This is a genomic window from Variovorax sp. 679, from assembly GCF_003952185.1.
Lineage (GTDB): Bacteria > Pseudomonadota > Gammaproteobacteria > Burkholderiales > Burkholderiaceae_C > Variovorax.
The window spans coordinates 330,007-347,274 of the sequence record NZ_RXFS01000003.1 but is presented as its reverse complement, the minus strand read 5'-3'; the positions used below and the strand labels follow the sequence as shown (position 1 = coordinate 347,274).

The 17,268-nt window shown below is 65.5% G+C and carries 15 protein-coding genes; 10 read left to right on the top strand and 5 right to left on the bottom strand.

The genetic code is table 11. The features are described from left to right. Nucleotides 1–53: 53 nt before the first annotated feature. The 3 genes from tldD to EJO71_RS08940 all read left to right on the top strand — a co-directional run bounded on the left by tldD (nt 54) and on the right by EJO71_RS08940 (nt 3,483). Nucleotides 54–1,514 carry a metalloprotease TldD gene (gene tldD, locus EJO71_RS08950; RefSeq protein ID WP_125948332.1) on the top strand — a complete coding sequence of 487 codons (1,461 nt, stop codon included), beginning with the start codon at nt 54–56 and terminating at the stop codon, nt 1,512–1,514. A gap of 81 nt (nt 1,515–1,595) precedes the next feature. Next, on the top strand, nt 1,596–2,129 hold the full coding sequence (locus tag EJO71_RS08945) for a hypothetical protein (RefSeq protein WP_125948333.1): 534 nt from the start codon (nt 1,596–1,598) through the stop codon (nt 2,127–2,129). 235 nt (nt 2,130–2,364) lie between these two features. After that, nucleotides 2,365–3,483 carry a 3-deoxy-7-phosphoheptulonate synthase gene (locus tag EJO71_RS08940; RefSeq protein ID WP_125948334.1) on the top strand — a complete coding sequence of 373 codons (1,119 nt, stop codon included), beginning with the start codon at nt 2,365–2,367 and terminating at the stop codon, nt 3,481–3,483. Between the two features lie 13 nt (nt 3,484–3,496). Here EJO71_RS08940 and EJO71_RS08935 read toward each other — a convergent pair whose 3' ends face one another. Beyond that, nucleotides 3,497–4,018, bottom strand: a complete 522-nt coding sequence (locus EJO71_RS08935) for a cupin domain-containing protein (RefSeq protein WP_125948335.1) — start codon at nt 4,016–4,018, stop codon at nt 3,497–3,499. Continuing rightward, the gene (gene mpl, locus EJO71_RS08930; protein ID WP_125948336.1) at nt 4,015–5,418 is read right to left on the bottom strand and encodes a UDP-N-acetylmuramate:L-alanyl-gamma-D-glutamyl-meso-diaminopimelate ligase; all 1,404 of its coding nucleotides are present in this window, start codon (nt 5,416–5,418) and stop codon (nt 4,015–4,017) included. Before mpl ends, EJO71_RS08935 begins: the two co-directional genes overlap by 4 nt. Nucleotides 5,419–5,529: 111 nt before the next feature. Here mpl and EJO71_RS08925 point away from each other — a divergent pair, with 111 nt between their 5' ends. The 7 genes from EJO71_RS08925 to EJO71_RS08895 all read left to right on the top strand — a co-directional run bounded on the left by EJO71_RS08925 (nt 5,530) and on the right by EJO71_RS08895 (nt 12,024). Then, on the top strand, nt 5,530–6,126 hold the full coding sequence (locus EJO71_RS08925; protein ID WP_125948337.1) for a hypothetical protein: 597 nt from the start codon (nt 5,530–5,532) through the stop codon (nt 6,124–6,126). Continuing rightward, entirely contained in the window at nt 6,127–6,681 is a 555-nt protein-coding gene (locus EJO71_RS08920) for a TlpA disulfide reductase family protein (protein ID WP_125948338.1), read from the top strand. It begins immediately after the preceding gene. 100 nt (nt 6,682–6,781) lie between these two features. After that, complete coding sequence (gene accB / locus EJO71_RS08915) at nt 6,782–7,252, top strand: acetyl-CoA carboxylase biotin carboxyl carrier protein (protein ID WP_125948339.1); 471 nt, start codon at nt 6,782–6,784, stop codon at nt 7,250–7,252. Between the two features lie 2 nt (nt 7,253–7,254). After that, a complete protein-coding gene (gene accC, locus EJO71_RS08910) occupies nt 7,255–8,604 on the top strand; it encodes an acetyl-CoA carboxylase biotin carboxylase subunit (protein WP_125948340.1) in 1,350 nt (449 codons plus the stop codon). 15 nt (nt 8,605–8,619) lie between these two features. Beyond that, nucleotides 8,620–9,510 (top strand): 50S ribosomal protein L11 methyltransferase, encoded by an 891-nt coding sequence (prmA, locus tag EJO71_RS08905; RefSeq protein ID WP_125948341.1) that lies wholly within the window; start codon nt 8,620–8,622, stop codon nt 9,508–9,510. A gap of 85 nt (nt 9,511–9,595) precedes the next feature. Then, the gene (locus EJO71_RS08900) at nt 9,596–11,062 is read left to right on the top strand and encodes a zinc-ribbon and DUF3426 domain-containing protein (RefSeq protein ID WP_125948342.1); all 1,467 of its coding nucleotides are present in this window, start codon (nt 9,596–9,598) and stop codon (nt 11,060–11,062) included. A gap of 59 nt (nt 11,063–11,121) precedes the next feature. Further along, entirely contained in the window at nt 11,122–12,024 is a 903-nt protein-coding gene (locus EJO71_RS08895) for a carbohydrate kinase family protein (protein WP_125948343.1), read from the top strand. Nucleotides 12,025–12,121: 97 nt separating this feature from the next. Here the strand turns inward: EJO71_RS08895 and EJO71_RS08890 are convergent, their stop codons facing one another. From EJO71_RS08890 to EJO71_RS08880, 3 genes are all read right to left on the bottom strand, one after another. Continuing rightward, nucleotides 12,122–12,631, bottom strand: a complete 510-nt coding sequence (locus EJO71_RS08890; RefSeq protein WP_019656794.1) for a histone H1-like DNA-binding protein — start codon at nt 12,629–12,631, stop codon at nt 12,122–12,124. A gap of 196 nt (nt 12,632–12,827) precedes the next feature. Beyond that, nucleotides 12,828–14,075, bottom strand: a complete 1,248-nt coding sequence (locus EJO71_RS08885; RefSeq protein ID WP_125948344.1) for a ribonucleotide-diphosphate reductase subunit beta — start codon at nt 14,073–14,075, stop codon at nt 12,828–12,830. Between the two features lie 193 nt (nt 14,076–14,268). After that, nucleotides 14,269–17,187: a ribonucleoside-diphosphate reductase subunit alpha gene (locus EJO71_RS08880; protein WP_125948345.1), complete on the bottom strand. Its 2,919-nt coding sequence runs from the start codon at nt 17,185–17,187 to the stop codon at nt 14,269–14,271. Nucleotides 17,188–17,268: the final 81 nt, after the last annotated feature.

Below are 17,268 nucleotides of genomic sequence, written 5' to 3'. Positions count from 1 at the left end.
CCGAGTGCCCTTCGGGGCAGCGCGGAAGAGGGCGGCTGCCTAGAATGGCGATCATGATCTCCCGCGAACCCACCATCGAGCGCCTCGCCACGGCGCAACAGCTCCTTCTCACGCCGTTCGGCCTCGACGAATCGCACCTGAGCAAGGCCCTGGCCGAGATCACCGCACACCGGGTGGACGACGCCGACCTGTATTTCCAGTACACCCGCAGCGAGGGCTGGAGCCTCGAGGAGGGCATCGTCAAGACCGGCAGCTTCAGCATCGACCAGGGTGTCGGCGTGCGCGCGGTCAGCGGCGAGAAAACCGCCTTTGCCTATTCGGACGACATTTCAGAGGCCTCGCTGCTCGATGCGGCACGCACCGTTCGCTCGATTTCCTCCGCCGGCCGCACCGGCCGCGTGAAGACGGCGGCGCGCAAGATCGCCTCCAGCCGCTCGCTCTACCAGGGCATCGACCCCATTTCCACGCTCGACAGCACCGCCAAGGTGAAGCTGCTCGAGAAGGTCGAGAAGCTCGCCCGCTCGCGCGACCCGCGCGTGGCGCAGGTGATGGCGGGCCTGGCCAGCGAGTACGACGTGGTGCTCGTGGCTCGGGCAGACGGCACGCTGGCCGCCGACGTGCGGCCCCTGGTGCGCCTGTCGGTCACCGTGATCGCCGAGCAGAACGGCCGCCGCGAAATCGGCTCCGGCGGTGGCGGTGGGCGCTTCGGCCTGGCCTATTTCACGGACGAGCAGATCGCCGAATACGTCGACCACGCCGTGAAGGCCGCCCTGACCAACCTCGACGCACGTCCGGCGCCGGCAGGCGAAATGACCGTGGTGCTCGGCTCCGGCTGGCCCGGTATCCTGTTGCACGAAGCCATCGGCCACGGGCTCGAGGGTGACTTCAATCGCAAGGGCTCGAGCGCGTTCTCGGGCCGCATCGGCCAGCGCGTGGCGGCCAAGGGCGTGACGGTGCTCGACGACGGCACCATCGCCGACCGCCGCGGCTCGCTCAACGTCGACGACGAGGGCAACGCCAGCCAGCGCAACGTGCTGATCGAGGACGGCATCCTCAAGGGCTACATCCAGGACGCGCTCAATGCGCGCCTCATGAAGGTCAAGCCCACCGGCAACGGCCGCCGCGAGAGTTACGCGCACGTGCCGATGCCGCGCATGACCAACACCTACATGCTCGGCGGCGACAAGCAGCCGGAGGAAATCGTCGCCAGCATCAAGAAGGGCCTCTACGCCACCAACTTCGGCGGCGGACAGGTCGACATCACGAGCGGCAAGTTCGTGTTCTCGGCCAGCGAGGCCTATTGGGTCGAGAACGGCAAGATCCAGTACCCGGTGAAGGGTGCGACCATCGTGGGCAACGGCCCCGACGCGCTCACCCGCGTGACCATGATCGGCAACGACATGGCGCTCGACTCCGGCGTCGGCACCTGCGGCAAGGAAGGCCAGAGCGTGCCGGTCGGCGTCGGCCAGCCCACCCTGCGCATCGACGGCCTGACTGTAGGTGGAACGGCTTAGGACTTTCGGCACTTGTCGATTGTTTCTTTCGGTTGCTAAGCTGCGCTCCTTTTGCGAACGACAAGTTCAAGGAGCATCTCGATGGGGAACAGGATCAATTCGCCTGCCGTGCTGTGGGCTGTGACCGCCGTAGTGGCGCTGGCCACTGCCGGTTGCGCATCCCGCGGCGGCTCGGGCAGCCAGCCCGAGGCGGCGCCCGCGGCCGCCGCTCCGGCACCCGCCGCGCGCGGCGGTGCCAAGGCCGGCATGGACGCCCAGGGCAACGTGACCGATTCGTCCAAGGTCGAGGCTGGCAGCGGCAAGACGGTCAAGGGCCTGAATGGCTACGAAGGCGAGATCACCGGCAATCCGGCGCGCAACAGCAAGTTCGCACGCCTGCAGATCGGCATGAGCGCCCGGCAGGTCACCGACCTCGCGGGCCAGCCCACCGACCAGGGCGCCTACGTGACGGGCAAGGCCTTCATTCCCTTCTATTTCGGCAGCGACCGCCACCGTTTCGAGATGACCTACAAGGGCCAAGGGCGCCTGATCTTCGCGGGTGGCGGGATGGGCGATTTCTCGAGCGGCAACCTGATCTGGATCATCCACAACGCCAACGAATCGGGCTACCGGTAAACAACGCCAGCCCCGGTCGCTTGACCGGGTTTTTGCTTTCCGTGCTACATTCCGCCCACATGTCCGCCCTCCGCGCTTATTTCTTTGCCTACTTTTGGTTCCCGGTTTCCGGCGGACGAGAGGCGAGCGCGTAAAGCAAACGAACACCCTCCCAAAACCGCCGGTGCCCTGAGCCCCGGCGGTTTTTTTTTGCCCCTGCGATATCCACTCAAACCCGACAGACAAGGAAGCAACCATGAGCACGAACACTGCCCCCGCCAGCGACAGCTGGTATGCGAGCGTCGAAAAAACCAGCAAGACCGACGACGAACGCATCAAGGACATCAACGTGCTGCCCCCTCCCGAACATCTGATCCGCTTTTTCCCGATCCGCGGCACGCCCGTTGAAACCCTGATCGAAGGCACCCGCCGCAACATCCACAACATCATGGGCGGCAAGGACGACCGGCTGCTGGTGATCATGGGGCCCTGCTCGATCCACGACCCTGCCGCCGCCCTCGAATACGCCCGCCGCCTCAAGGTCGAGCGCGAGAAATACGCCGGCACGCTGGAAATCGTGATGCGCGTGTACTTCGAGAAGCCGCGCACCACGGTCGGCTGGAAGGGGCTGATCAACGATCCGTACCTCGACGAGAGCTTCCGCATCGACGAAGGCCTGCGCATCGCGCGCCAGCTGCTGATCGACATCAACCGGCTCGGCTTGCCGGCGGGCAGCGAGTTCCTCGACGTGATCTCGCCGCAGTACATCGGAGACCTGATTTCCTGGGGCGCCATCGGCGCGCGCACCACCGAGAGCCAGGTGCACCGCGAACTGGCTTCGGGCCTGTCGGCGCCCATCGGCTTCAAGAACGGTACCGACGGCAACATCCGTATCGCCACCGACGCCATCCAGGCGGCGGCGCGCGGCCATCACTTTCTCTCGGTGCACAAGAACGGCCAGGTCGCGATCGTGCAGACCAACGGCAACCGCGATTGCCACGTGATCCTGCGCGGCGGCAAGGCGCCGAACTATGACGCCGCCAGCGTCGAAGCTGCGTGCAAGGATCTCGAAGCCGCCAAGCTGCCGCCCACGCTGATGGTCGACTGTAGCCACGCCAACAGCTCCAAGCAGCACCAGAAGCAGATCGACGTGGCGAGGGACATCGCGGCGCAGATCGCCGACGGCTCGAATCGCGTGTTCGGCGTGATGGTCGAAAGCCACCTGCAGCCGGGTGCCCAGAAGTTCACGCCGGGCAAGGACCAGCTGTCGGGCCTCGAATACGGCAAGAGCATCACCGACGCCTGCATCGGCTGGGACGATTCAGTGCAGGTGCTCGATACGCTCTCGAAGGCGGTCAAGCAACGCCGGGGCTGAGGCTGGAGCCGGGTCAGAGCATCCCGGCCAGGTCGGGCCAGTGGTGCAGCATCGACGCGGCTTCGTCGCTGTCGGGCGGCACCATCGAGAAATCGGCGAAATCGAAGCCCGGTCCGACCATGCAGGCGACCAGGGTGTAGTCGCCCGAACTGTGGCTCTGGATCGGCCGCGCCGCCTGCCACTGGCCGGCGGGCACCACGTGCTGGGGGCGCGTGCCGTGTGCGTCGACCGGGCCGAGGCGCACATGGGCCGGCGCGGTGCGCATCGCGGCGTCGCAGGTCCACAGCGCAAGCGGCACGCCTTCCAGGTGCACCCAGACTTCGTCGGACAGCACCCGGTGCCAGCGCGAATGCTGGTTCGCCTCGAGCAGGAAATAGATGCTGGTCAGCGCGCTGCGCGATTCGCGGCCATCGGCGGGCGTGACGCTCGAGGTCGAGCGGAACACCTCGCCGTACCAGCCGCCCTCCGGGTGGGGCTGGAGCTTCAGGGTTTCGATCAGCTCGCGTGCACGTGCGAGGGGGGCCATGGCGGTCATGATGCCGCCGCCGTTCGCAGCGCCGCAAGCAGCTTGTCGTGCACACCGCCGAAGCCGCCATTGCTCATGCAGACGATGTGATCGCCCGGCCGGGCTGCGGTGACGACCTGTTGAACCAGGGGCTCGATGGCTCCGGCGACCTTCGCGCGCTCGCCCATCGGAGCGAGCGCCGCGGCGGCATCCCAGTCGAGCCCGGCCGTGTGGCAGAACGACAGGTCCGCCGACTCCAGGCTCCAGGGCAGCTGCGCAGCCATGACGCCCAGCTTCATCGTGTTGCTGCGTGGCTCGAAGGCAGCGAGGATGCGCTCACTTTTCTTGCCGGCGGCATCCAGTTTCTTGCGCAGGCCGTCGAGGGTGGTGCGGATTGCCGTGGGGTGGTGGGCGAAGTCGTCGTAGACCGTGATCGCGCCGCCGTCGCGCTCGACCGTGCCGCGCAGTTCCATGCGCCGGCGCACATTGCGGAAGCTGCCGAGCGCGCGGGCCGCCTCGGCCGGCGCAACGCCCACATGCTCGGCCGCGGCGATGGCGGCCAGAGCGTTCATCTGGTTGTGAAGACCGGAGAGCTCCCACTCGACCCGGCCGACCGCCTCGCCGCGCAGCAGCACGTCGAAGGCATCGTGCGGGCCGCGCGCCTGCCATTCGCCATTCGCGCCGAAACGCGCGAGTTCGCTCCAGCAACCCTGGGCCAGCACGCGCTGCAGGCTTTCCTCGGTGGCGTTCACCACCAGCCGTCCGGTGCCCGGCACGGTGCGCACGAGGTGATGGAACTGGCGCTCGATGGCGGCAAGGTCGTCGAAGATGTCCGCGTGATCGAACTCGAGGTTGTTCAGCACGGCAGTGCGCGGCCGGTAGTGCACGAACTTGCTGCGCTTGTCGAAGAAGGCGGTGTCGTATTCGTCGGCCTCGATCACGAAGGCGGGGCCGTCGCCCAGCCGGGCCGAGACGCCGAAGTCCAGCGGCACGCCGCCCACGAGGAAGCCGGGCGCCTTGCCGCCTTTTTCCAGGATCCAGGCGAGCATCGAGGTAGTCGTCGTCTTGCCGTGCGTGCCGGCCACAGCCAGCACATGGCGGCCCAGCAATACGTGTTCGGCCAGCCACTGCGGGCCGCTGGTGTAGGGCTTGCCGGCGTCGAGGATGGCTTCCATCAGCGGGAACTTGGGGCTCCCGTCGGGCAGCCGGGCGCGGGACACCACGTTGCCGACCACGAACATGTCGGGTGCCAGGGAAAGCTGGTCGGCGCCGAAGCCTTCGATCAGGTCGATGCCGAGGGCGCGCAGCTGGTCGCTCATCGGGGGGTACACGCCGGCGTCGCAACCCGTGACCCGGTGGCCGGCTTCGCGCGCCAGGGCGGCCACGCCGCCCATGAACGTACCGCAGATACCCAGGATATGAATGTGCATCGGTCGATTCTAGGGAAGCGATGCTCCGCCCCCTCGGGTTGACGGAGCGTTTGTCCCGCGCTCCGTACTGATGTTCATGTGAGGGGCGCCTACTGCGGGCAAAATGCCCCGATGGACACGTCCAAGCGTGAAATCGCCGCTGCTGCAGCCCGCCTCGTCGTCGAGGAGGGGCTCGAATATGGGCCGGCCAAGCGCCGCGCCCTGCGCGACCTGGGGCTTCCCACGCGCACCTCGCTGCCGAACAACGACGAGGTCGAGGCCGAGGTGCGCGAATACATCGAGCTTTTCTGCGCCGACACCCAGCCGCAGGAATTGCATGCATTGCGCTTGCTCGCGCTCGAATGGATGGAGCGCATGGCCGCCTTCCGCCCCCATGTGGGCGGCGCCGTGTGGCATGGAACGGCCACCCGGCTGTCAGACATTTATATTCAGTTGTTCTGCGACGATTCCAAATCGGCCGAGATCGCCCTGATCGATCACCACGTGGACTACGAGCCGCGCATGGTGACCGGCTTTCATGGCGAGCAGGTCGAGGCCCTGAGCGTGCATGCCTCGAGCCGCGCGCTCGGCGAGGAAATTGGCGTGCACCTGCTGGTGTACGACCTCGACGACCTCCGCGGAGCCCTGAAGCCCGATGCCCAGGGGCGCACGCCGCGCGGCGATCTGCCGGCATTGCGCAGACTGATTGAACGAGAAAAGGACAAGTGAATGACTTCTTCGCCCACCCGACGCGGCATGCTCTATGCCGGCGTGGCGGCAGCGGCTGCGGCCGCCGGGCTTGCCGGCGCCTGGTGGAAGGAGCGCGGTAGCAGCGGTAGCGCGGGTGGAGGAGAGATGCTCGACGCGGCCTTCTGGGCCCAGAGCTTCGAGCGTCCGGAAGGTGGTGACCTCGTCCTGTCGAGCCTGCGCGGCAAACCGCTGCTGCTCAACTTCTGGGCGACCTGGTGCCCTCCCTGCGTCGAGGAAATGCCGATGATCGACGCCTTCTTCCGTCAAAATGGCACCAACGGCTGGCAAGTGGTTGGCTTGGCCATCGATCAACCCAGCGCCGTGCGCAAGTTCCTGCAGCGCACGCCGGTCACCTATCCGACCGGCCTGGCCGGCCTGCAGGGCACGGAACTGGTCAAGAATCTGGGCAACACAGGCGGTGGCCTGCCCTTCACGCTGGTCCTGAATGCGAACGGCTCCGTGGCGGCCCGTAAAATGGGCAAGCTCGAATCCACCGACCTGGACACTTGGCGGCGTGAACTGGTTCATGGTTAGAATCAGTTGCTTACGCTGGCGTTAGACGCCGAACGCCGAAAATCACCGATTTTCGAACAAGTTATATCCTGAAGACCGGCAAAGCCGGCACTGGAGTCCCATGGATCTGCGCAAACTCAAGACACTGATCGACTTGGTGTCCGAATCGAATATTTCCGAACTGGAAATCACGGAAACCGAAGGCAAGGTTCGCATCGTCAAGGGCGGCGGCGCTGCCCCGGTGCAGTATGTGCAAACCTTGGCGGCGCCCCAGGCGGCTGCCGCACCGGCCCCGGCCGGCGTTCCTGCCGCGGCGCCTGCCGTGGCCGGCGCACCGGCCGCCGAAGCCGCACCGGCCGGCCACGCCGTGAAGTCGCCGATGGTCGGCACCTTCTACCGTTCGTCGAGCCCGGGCGCCGCTGCGTTCGTCGAGGTCGGCAGCAAGGTCAACGAGGGCGACACCCTCTGCATCATCGAGGCGATGAAGATCCTCAACGAAATCGAGGCCGACAAGTCCGGCACGGTTACCCAGATCCTCGGCGAAAACGGCCAGGCGGTCGAATACGGACAGCCGCTGTTCATCATCGAGTAAGCATGTTCAAGAAGATCCTGGTTGCAAACCGGGGGGAAATCGCCCTCCGGATTCAGCGCGCCTGCAGCGAGCTCGGCATCAAGGCCGTGATGGTCTATTCGGAAGCCGACCGCGACGCGAAGTACATCAAGCTCGCCGAAGAGGCTGTCTGCATCGGCCCGGCCCCCTCTGCGCAGAGCTATCTCAACATGCCGGCGATCATTTCGGCGGCCGAGGTGACGGATGCCGAGGCGATCCACCCCGGCTACGGCTTCCTGAGCGAGAACGCGAACTTCGCCGAGCGCGTGGAGCAAAGCGGCTTCCAGTTCATCGGCCCGACGCCCGACAACATCCGCACGATGGGCGACAAGGTGTCGGCCAAGCAGGCCATGATCAAGGCCGGCGTGCCTTGCGTGCCCGGCTCGGAGGGCGAGCTCTCGGACGACGCCGCCACCAACAAGCGCATCGCGCGCGCCATCGGCTACCCGGTCATCATCAAGGCGGCGGGCGGCGGTGGTGGCCGCGGCATGCGCGTGGTGCACACCGAGGCGGCGCTGGTCAACGCGATCCAGATGACCAAGGCGGAAGCCGGCGCGGCCTTCAACAATCCGGCCGTGTACATGGAGAAGTTTCTCCAGAACCCGCGCCACATCGAGATCCAGGTGCTTGCCGACAAGCACAAGAACGCCGTCTATCTCGGCGAGCGCGACTGCTCCATGCAGCGTCGCCACCAGAAGGTGATCGAGGAGTCGCCCGCACCCGGCATCCCGCGCAAGCTGATCGAGAAGATCGGCGAGCGTTGCGCCGCGGCCTGCAAGAAGATCGGCTATCGCGGCGCCGGCACCTTCGAGTTCCTCTACGAGAACGGCGAGTTCTACTTCATCGAGATGAACACGCGCGTGCAGGTGGAGCACCCGGTGACCGAGTTCACCACCGGCATCGACATCGTCAAGACGCAGATCATGGTCGCGGCCGGCGAGAAGCTGCCGTTCACGCAGCGCCAGATCCAGATGCACGGCCACGCCATCGAGTGCCGCATCAACGCGGAAGACGCCTGGAAGTTCACCCCCTCGCCGGGCCGCATCACCATGTGGCACCCCCCGGGCGGCCCTGGCGTTCGCGTCGACTCGCATGCGTACACCAACTACTTCGTGCCGCCGAACTACGACTCGATGATCGGCAAGATCATCGTCTACGGCGACACGCGCGAGCAGGCCATGGCCCGCATGCGCACGGCGCTGAACGAGACGGTGATCGAAGGCATCCAGACCAACATCCCGCTGCACCGCGAACTGATGGTCGACGCCAAGTTCATGAGTGGCGGCACCAACATCCACTACCTCGAAGAGTGGCTGGCTGCACACAAGCGCTGAGCCTGGAATATCGCGATGTTTGAACTCCGCCTGATGGCGCCGGAAGACCGGGTCGAGACGCTCTGCGAGGCGCTCGATGCACTCGATGCATTGAGCGTGTCGGTGGAAGACGCCGACGCGCAGACCGATGCCGAGCAGGCGCTGTTCGGCGAGCCGGGCATGCCGCCGCCGAAGGAAGGCTGGCAGCGTTCGCGCGTGATCGCGCTGTTTCCCGACGAAGCCCAGGCGAAGGAGGCCGCGTCGGTGCTCGCGCTGCAGGACTTCTTCGAGGGCTGCGAGGTGCTCGGCATCGCGCCCGTGCCTGAGCAGGACTGGGTGCGCCTGACGCAATCGCAGTTCGCGCCCGTCGAAGTCACGCCCGAGTTCTGGATCGTGCCGACGTGGCACGAGCCGCCCGGGCAGGCGAAGCAGGTGATCCGGCTCGATCCGGGCCTGGCTTTCGGCACCGGCACGCATCCCACCACGCGCATGTGCCTGCGGTGGATCGCGATGCAGGGCGAGGGCGCATTGGCCAGCCGGCGCGTGCTCGACTACGGCTGCGGCTCCGGCATCCTGGCGATCGGCGCAGCGAAGTTCGGTTCGACGGACATCGACGCCGTCGACATCGACGAGGCGGCAGTCTCCTCGACCGTGCTCAATGCCGAGGCCAACGGCGTGAAACTGAAGGCCGGGCTGCCCGACGCAGCCAAAGGCGAGTACGACATCGTGCTCGCCAACATCCTGGCCACGCCGCTCAAGCTGCTCGCGCCCCTGCTGCGTGGCCATGTGAAGGCGGGCGGATCGCTCGTCATGGCCGGCATCCTCGAGCGCCAGGCCGACGAACTCAAAGAGGCCTACGCGCCGTACGCAACGCTCGAAGTCAGCGACGCCGAGGACGGCTGGATCCTCATGACCGCCCGCTGCTGAGCAGTCGCTGCGCGCGGCTGGCCGGCTTTTTGCGTCGCCTCGCAGCCCTCCCGCGGCGAGGGCGCAACCCTACAATCGCCCGGTCATGAGCCTCGTCACGCGCTGCCCCGCCTGCACCACCACCTTCAAGGTGGTGCGGGACCAGCTTCGCATCTCGGATGGCTGGGTGCGCTGCGGTCGCTGCAGCAACGTGTTCGACGCCACGCTCGACCTGCATGAGACGCCCGACGGCGCGCCGGCGCCGGTGCAAGGCAGCGGCTACATGCCGGGATTGGTCGAGCAGCAGCCCGCCGTCGAGGCTGCGCCGCTGGTGCCGGAGCCTTCCGCACCGCCTGCGCCCCTGCCCGAGCCCCTGATCGAAGAGGAAGAGCCGGCGCCTGCGGCATCGACGACCGAGGATGCGGACTTCTTCGACGATGAGCCCGAGCATCAGCAGCAGTCTCGTGAGAGGGAAGAGGATCTGCTGCCGCCGGATGCCCTGGTGCTCGCGCCGGCCTCGGCGGTCGTGTCGTCTCCGGTGCAGGCCCCATCGCCTCCACCGCCGTCTGCACCGCTGCCCGCGTTCTCGCTGACCCTGCCCGAGCATGGCATCGTCGCCGACGAACCGTGGTCCGATCTCGACGTCAGTGAGCCTGCCTGGAAGCCGCCGCCGAGCACGCTGCCGCCGTTTCCGAACATCGATCTGAATCTTGCTGCGCCACCGCCCGCACCACCGCCCCCGGCACCGCCGCTGCCTGTCGCCCCGCGTGCCAAGATGACGACGCGCGCGCTCATCGAGCGCGCGAGTGAGGAGGGCGATGACGCGGAGCGGGTGCGCGAGCAGCAGGAGAAAGAGCACGACCAGGTGCAGATGCAGAAGGCGCTGCGCCGTGCCCGCATCAAGTCGGCCAAGATCGCGAGCGCCAAGGCGCGGGAGGAGCGCGCGGCCGCGCCAGCGCCGGCCGTGGTGGTGCAGGCGGAGAGCGAACCCGAGCTGCACGTGCACTCTTCGGATTTCGAACTGCCGGTGGGGCATCCTTTCGCGGACGAGGACGAGTCCGCCGAAAAACCGGCGGGCTTCTGGCAACGCAGGGGCGTGCGTGCCGTGCTGATCCTGCTGGTGTTGCTCGCTGTGCTGCTGCTCGTCCTGCAAGTCATTCGCCACGAGCGCGATGGCATCGTCGCGCGCCAGCCCAATCTGCGACCCGCCCTTGCGGCGTTGTGCCAGTACACAGGCTGCGAGCTCGGGGCCCTGCGCCAGATCGGCGACATCGTGATCGAAGGCGCGGCCTTCGCGCGCGAGAAGAGCGGCGGCAACGACTACCGCCTGAGCTTCACCTTGCGCAACGGCGCGACCGTGCCGCTTGCGATGCCTGCCGTCGAGCTTTCGCTGCTCGACACGCAGGAGCGCGCCGTGGTGCGCCGCGTGCTGATGCCGGCGGACTACGGTGCTCCTTCGGTGCTGCCGGCGCGTGCGGATCGTGCGGCCTCGCTGCCCCTGACGCTGTCTGCCTCCGAAGCGGCTGCGCTGCCGCCTGTGGCGGGTTATCGCGTCGAGGCTTTCTATCCCTGAGCGGGGCGCGTGCAAGCGTCCCGCCCGGTTCCATTCATCCAACAACCAACGGTTCAACCATGGCAGCAGTGATTTGCGGTTCCCTCGCATTCGACACCATCATGACTTTCGAGGGCCGGTTCGCCGACCAGATCCTTCCGGATCAACTGCACATCCTCAATGTGTCGTTCCTGGTGCCGACGCTACGCCGTGACTTCGGCGGCTGCGCGGGCAACATCGCCTACAGCCTCAATGCGCTGGGCGGCACGGCGCTACCCATGGCCACTCTGGGCAGCGACGGCGCGACGTACTCGGAGCGCATGCGTTCGCTGGGCATCAGCACGGAATTCGTGCGCCAGCTCGACGACACCTTCACCGCGCAGGCGATGATCATGAGCGACGTCGACAACAACCAGATCACCGCCTTCCACCCCGGTGCGATGCAGCAGGCGCACATCACCAAAGTGGCAGCGCGCGACGATATCAAGCTCGGCATCATCGCGCCCGATGGCCGCGATGCCATGCTGCAGCACGCCGAGCAGTTCGCCGCCGCGGGCATTCCGTTCGTGTTCGATCCGGGCCAGGGCCTGCCGATGTTCGACGGCGAGGCGCTGCGCCATTTCGTCGAGCTCGCGAGCTGGGTGGTGGTGAACGACTATGAAGGCAAGATGCTGTCGCAGCGCACCGGCTGGAGTCTGGCCGAGATTTCGAAGCGCGTGCGCGGCCTGGTGGTCACGCTGGCGGCCGAGGGCTGCGAGGTGTGGACGAACGGCGAACGCGAACACGTGCCGGGCGTGGTGGCCACCGAGGTGGTCGAGCCCACGGGCTGCGGCGATGCATGGCGCGGTGCGCTGCTGTTCGGTCTGGAAAAGGGCTGGTCGCTCGCGCAGTGCGCGGCGCTGGGCAACAAGGTCGGCGCGATCAAGATCGCGCAGCGTGGCCCGCAGAACTACGAGATCGATCGCAAGGCGCTGGGCCTCTGAGTTCCTTCGTTGAGCAAGCGTCGGCAGGGCCGACGCAATGAAAAAAGCCCGACACCGTGAGGTGTCGGGCTTTTTGCCTTCAAGGCCGCTGAGAAACTCAGGGCTTGCTGGCCGTGGGGAACGGCCATGCTGCCTGGGGATTCAGCGTCGTTTGCGCCGCAGGGGCAGGCGCTACGGCGGCAGCCTTGGCAGGGGCAGCGGCCTTGGGAGCCTTCTTCGCAGCAGGCTTTTTGGCAGCAGGCTTTTTCGCGGCTTTCTTGGCCGCAGCCTTTTTGGCAGGGGCCTTCTTGGCAGCAGCCTTCTTCGCAGGCGCCTTCTTGGCAGCGGCCTTCTTCGCCGGAGCCTTCTTGGCAGCAGCCTTCTTCGCAGGCGCCTTCTTCGCTACGGCCTTCTTCGCCGGAGCCTTCTTGGCAGCGGCCTTCTTGGCCGGTGCTGCCTTCTTCGCTGCTACCTTCTTGGCAGGAGCCTTCTTGGCCGCGACCTTCTTGGCCGGTGCCTTCTTGGCGGCTACCTTCTTGGCAGGAGCCTTCTTGGCGGCCACAGCCTTCTTTGCCGGAGCCTTCTTTGCAGCGGCTTTCTTAGCCGGCGCTTTCTTTGCAGTTGCCATTTCTATTTCTCCTTGATCAAGTTGAAAAAATCAACCTATTGAAGCACTCCACGCACGTTGGGTAGCGTGAAGCGATTCATGGCGTTGGAATCTGAGCTCCAGCACCATGAACACCTGAGCCCTCGTCCATGCCGCGCTCTTCGGCGCGATCGGTGGCAAGGGCAATTCTTGAATTCATTAATTCTTGTCGAAAGATTCAATCCCAGGAGAGCGCACCACCCGACTGGTACTCGATCACGCGGGTTTCGAAAAAGTTGCGCTCTTTCTTCAGGTCAATCATTTCGCTCATCCAGGGGAACGGATTTTCTTCGTTCGGGAAGAGCGTTTCGAGGCCGATCTGCTGTGCACGCCGGTTGGCGATGTAACGCAGGTAGCCCTTGAACATGGAGGCGTTCATGCCGAGCACGCCACGTGGCATCGTGTCTTCGGCGTATTTGTATTCGAGCTCGACGGCGCGCATGAAGAGCGCCTTGATCTCGGCCTTGAACTCTGCCGTCCAGAGGCCGGGGTTCTCGAGCTTGAGCTGGTTGATCAGGTCGATGCCGAAATTGCAGTGCATCGACTCGTCGCGCAGGATGTACTGGTACTGCTCGGCGGCGCCGGTCATCTTGTTCTGGCGGCCCAGCGCGAGGATCTGCGTGAAGCCGACGTAGAAGAACAGGCCTTCCATCAGGCAGGCGAACACGATGAGCGACTTGAGCAGCGTCTGGTCGGTCTCGTGGGTGCCGGTCTTGAAGTTGGGGTCGCTGATGGCGTCGATGAACGGGATCAGGAACTGGTCCTTCTCGCGGATCGACGGCACTTCGTTGTAGGCGTTGAAGATCTCGCTCTCGTCCAGGCCGAGCGACTCGACGATGTACTGGTACGCGTGCGTGTGGATCGCTTCCTCGAAGGCCTGGCGCAGCAGGAACTGGCGGCATTCGGGGGCCGTGATGTGGCGGTAGGTGCCCAGCACGATGTTGTTGGCGGCCAGCGAGTCGGCGGTCACGAAGAAGCCGAGGTTGCGCTTGACGATGCGGCGCTCGTCTTCGGTCAGGCCGTTCGGGTCTTTCCAGAGCGCGATGTCGCGCGTCATGTTCACTTCCTGCGGCATCCAGTGGTTGGCGCAGGTGGCGAGGTACTTCTCCCACGCCCACTTGTACTTGAACGGCACCAGCTGGTTGACGTCGGTCTGGCCGTTGATGATGCGCTTGTCGGAAGCCTTGACGCGCTGGGTGGATTGGGTGGTGGCGGCAGGCGTTGCTGCTGCTGCGGCAACCGGACGCACTGCAGCGCCGTCATCGAGCGTGCTGAATGTGCGGAGGGCGGGTTGCGCGATCGACGAAGTCGGAGCGTCCACCGAACGGCCTGCGGGCAAGCCGCTGGTCGATGCGTTGTGGTGCTGCAAACCTTGTTGCATATCCTTTGGTAAGGAGGGCTTGACTTCTTCGTCCCAGGTCAACATAGAAAAATCCAATGCTCAAATTATCGGAGTAACGATGTGAGTTGCAAAGTGCTCGTTCACATCGCACGCCATTTATGTGGTTGTTATGTTGCTCGCATGCATCGCGTGATGTCAGTCAATGCCTTCATTGAATGAACGTCGCGCGATTTTTCGCATGCACCTCACTGACTGACTGTCGCGAGCATCGACGCGTTTATTGGCACGCTTCGCAGGTCGGATCGTCCACGCCGCAGAACGCGATGTCGGTGGCGGGAATCGCGCTCATCTGCGCCTTTGCTGCAGCCGCTGCTGCTTCGAGTGCGCTCATGCCCGAGGGCGCTTCGCTGTTGCCCGACGACACCGCATTCAGTCGGCCCGATTGCACCGTCGACTTCTCGGCGTGCGTCGCGCTCTGCGTACGCAGGTAGTAAGTCGTCTTCAGGCCGCGCAGCCATGCGAGCTTGTACGTGTCGTCGAGCTTCTTGCCCGATGCGCCGGCCATGTAGATGTTCAGCGACTGCGCCTGGTCGATCCACTTCTGGCGACGCGCGGCGGCTTCCACCAGCCAGGTGGTCTCGATCTCGAACGCGGTGGCGTAGAGCGCCTTCACGTCCTGCGGCACGCGGTCGATGGGGCGCAGCGAGCCGTCGAAGTGCTTCAGGTCCATCACCATCACGTCGTCCCACAGGCCCAGGCGCTTCAGGTCGCGCACCAGGTAGTGGTTGATCACGGTGAATTCGCCCGACAGGTTCGACTTGACCGAGAGATTGCCGAAGCAAGGCTCGATCGAGGCGTCCACGCCGATGATGTTCGAGATGGTCGCGGTCGGGGCGATGGCCACGCAGTTCGAATTGCGCATGCCGTCGGACTTGATCTTCGAGCGCAGCGCGTCCCAGTCGAGGGTGGCCGTGCGGTCGACTTCGACATAGCCGCCGCGAGCCTTCTCGAGCAGGTCGAGCGAGTCGATCGGCAGGATGCCCTTGTCCCACAGCGAGCCCTTGTAGCTCGAATACTTGCCGCGTTCCTTGGCCAGTTCGGTCGAGGCCCAGTAGGCGTGGTAGCAGATGGCTTCCATCGACTCGTCGGCGAACTGCACGGCTTCCTGCGAGGCGTAGGGAATGCGCAGTTCGTACAGCGCGTCCTGGAAGCCCATCAGGCCCAGGCCGACCGGACGGTGGCGCAGGTTCGAGTCGCGCGCCTTCTTCACGGCGTAGTAGTTGATGTCGATCACGTTGTCGAGCATGCGCATTGCCGTGGAGATCGTCTTCTTCAGCTTTTCCTGGTCGACCTTGCCGTCCTTCAGATGCTGCAGCAGGTTCACGGAACCCAGGTTGCAGACGGCGGTTTCGGTGTCGCTGGTGTTCAGCGTGATCTCGGTGCACAGGTTCGACGAGTGCACCACGCCGGCGTGCTGCTGCGGCGAGCGCACGTTGCAGGCGTCCTTGAACGTGATCCAGGGGTGGCCGGTCTCGAACAGCATCGTGAGCATCTTGCGCCACAGGTCGGTCGCCTGGATGGTGCGCGCGGGCTTGATCTCGCCGCGGGCGGCCTTCTCTTCATAGGCGACGTAGGCCTTCTCGAAGTCGGCGCCGAACAGGTCGTGCAGGTCGGGCACGTTGGAAGGCGAGAACAGCGTCCAGGTGCCCTTTTCCATCACGCGGCGCATGAACAGGTCGGGGATCCAGTTGGCGGTGTTCATGTCGTGCGTGCGGCGGCGGTCGTCGCCGGTGTTCTTGCGCAGCTCCAGGAACTCCTCGATGTCGAGGTGCCAGGTTTCCAGGTACGTGCAGACGGCGCCCTTGCGCTTGCCGCCCTGGTTCACGGCCACGGCCGTGTCGTTCACCACCTTCAGGAACGGCACCACGCCCTGCGATTCGCCGTTGGTGCCCTTGATGTGGCTGCCCAGCGCGCGAACGCGGGTCCAGTCGTTGCCCAGGCCGCCGGCGAACTTCGACAGCAGCGCGTTTTCCTTGATCGACTCGTAGATGCCGTCCAGGTCGTCGGGCACGGTGGTCAGGTAGCAGCTCGACAGCTGCGAGCGCAGCGTGCCGGCGTTGAACAGGGTGGGCGTGCTCGACATGAAGTCGAACGACGACAGCACTTCGTAGAACTCGATGGCGCGGGCTTCGCGGTCGATTTCATTGAGCGACAGGCCCATGGCCACGCGCATGAAGAAAGCCTGCGGCAGCTCGATGCGGGTCTTGCGCACGTGCAGGAAGTAGCGGTCGTACAGGGTCTGCAGGCCGAGGTAGTCGAACTGGTTGTCGCGTTCGGCCTTCAGCGCCGCGCCCAGGCGGGGCAGGTCGTACTGCAGCAGCTTCTCGTCGAGCAGGTCGTTGTCCACGCCCTTCTTGATGAACTGCGGGAAGTAGTCGGCATAGGCGGTGGCGCGCTCGGCGGGCATCACTTCACGGCCGATGATCTCCTTGAAGATCGTGTGCAGCAGCAGGCGCGCGGTGGCGAAGGTGTAGTCGGGGTCTTTCTCGATCAGCGTGCGGGCCGCCAGGATCGAGGCCTTGTAGACCTCGTCGAGCGGCACGCCGTCGTACAGGTTGCGCATCGTCTCGGCGACGATGGGCGCGGCCGTGATGCTGTCACCCAGGCCCGTGCAGGCCGACTCGATCAGGCCCTTGAGTTCGTTCAGGTCGAGTGCGACCAGCTCGCCGTTGTCCAGCACGTGCAGCGCGGGGGTGGCCGGCACTTCCTGCTCGCCCTGCTTCGAACGCTCCTGCGTGCGGCGTTCGCGATACAGCACGTAGGCGCGGGCAATTTCATGATGGCCGCCGCGCATCAGGCCGAGCTCGACCTGGTCCTGCACGTCCTCGATGTGGAAGGTGCCGCCGCCCGGACGCGAGCGCACCAGCGCGCGGATCACGCCCTGCGTGAGCACGTCCACCGTTTCGCGCACGCTGGCCGAGGCCGCGCCCTGGGTGCCGTGCACTGCCAGGAAGGCCTTCATCATCGCGATGGCGATCTTGTTCGGCTCGAAGGGAACGACGGCGCCGTTGCGGCGGATGATCTGGTAGTGGGCCAGGTTCTGGCCGGAGGGGGAGCCAGCAGTGTCTCGCTGCTGTTGCGGTGGCGTCGAGGGAACGGCACGCGGGGTCGATTGGGGGTTCAGAGCTGTTTGCATTCGCTTCCTCTCGGTTGGCAATTCTTGTTGGATGGCGGCGCCTGGGCCGGGCACCGCGTCGGTGTGTGTGACCGGACGGAG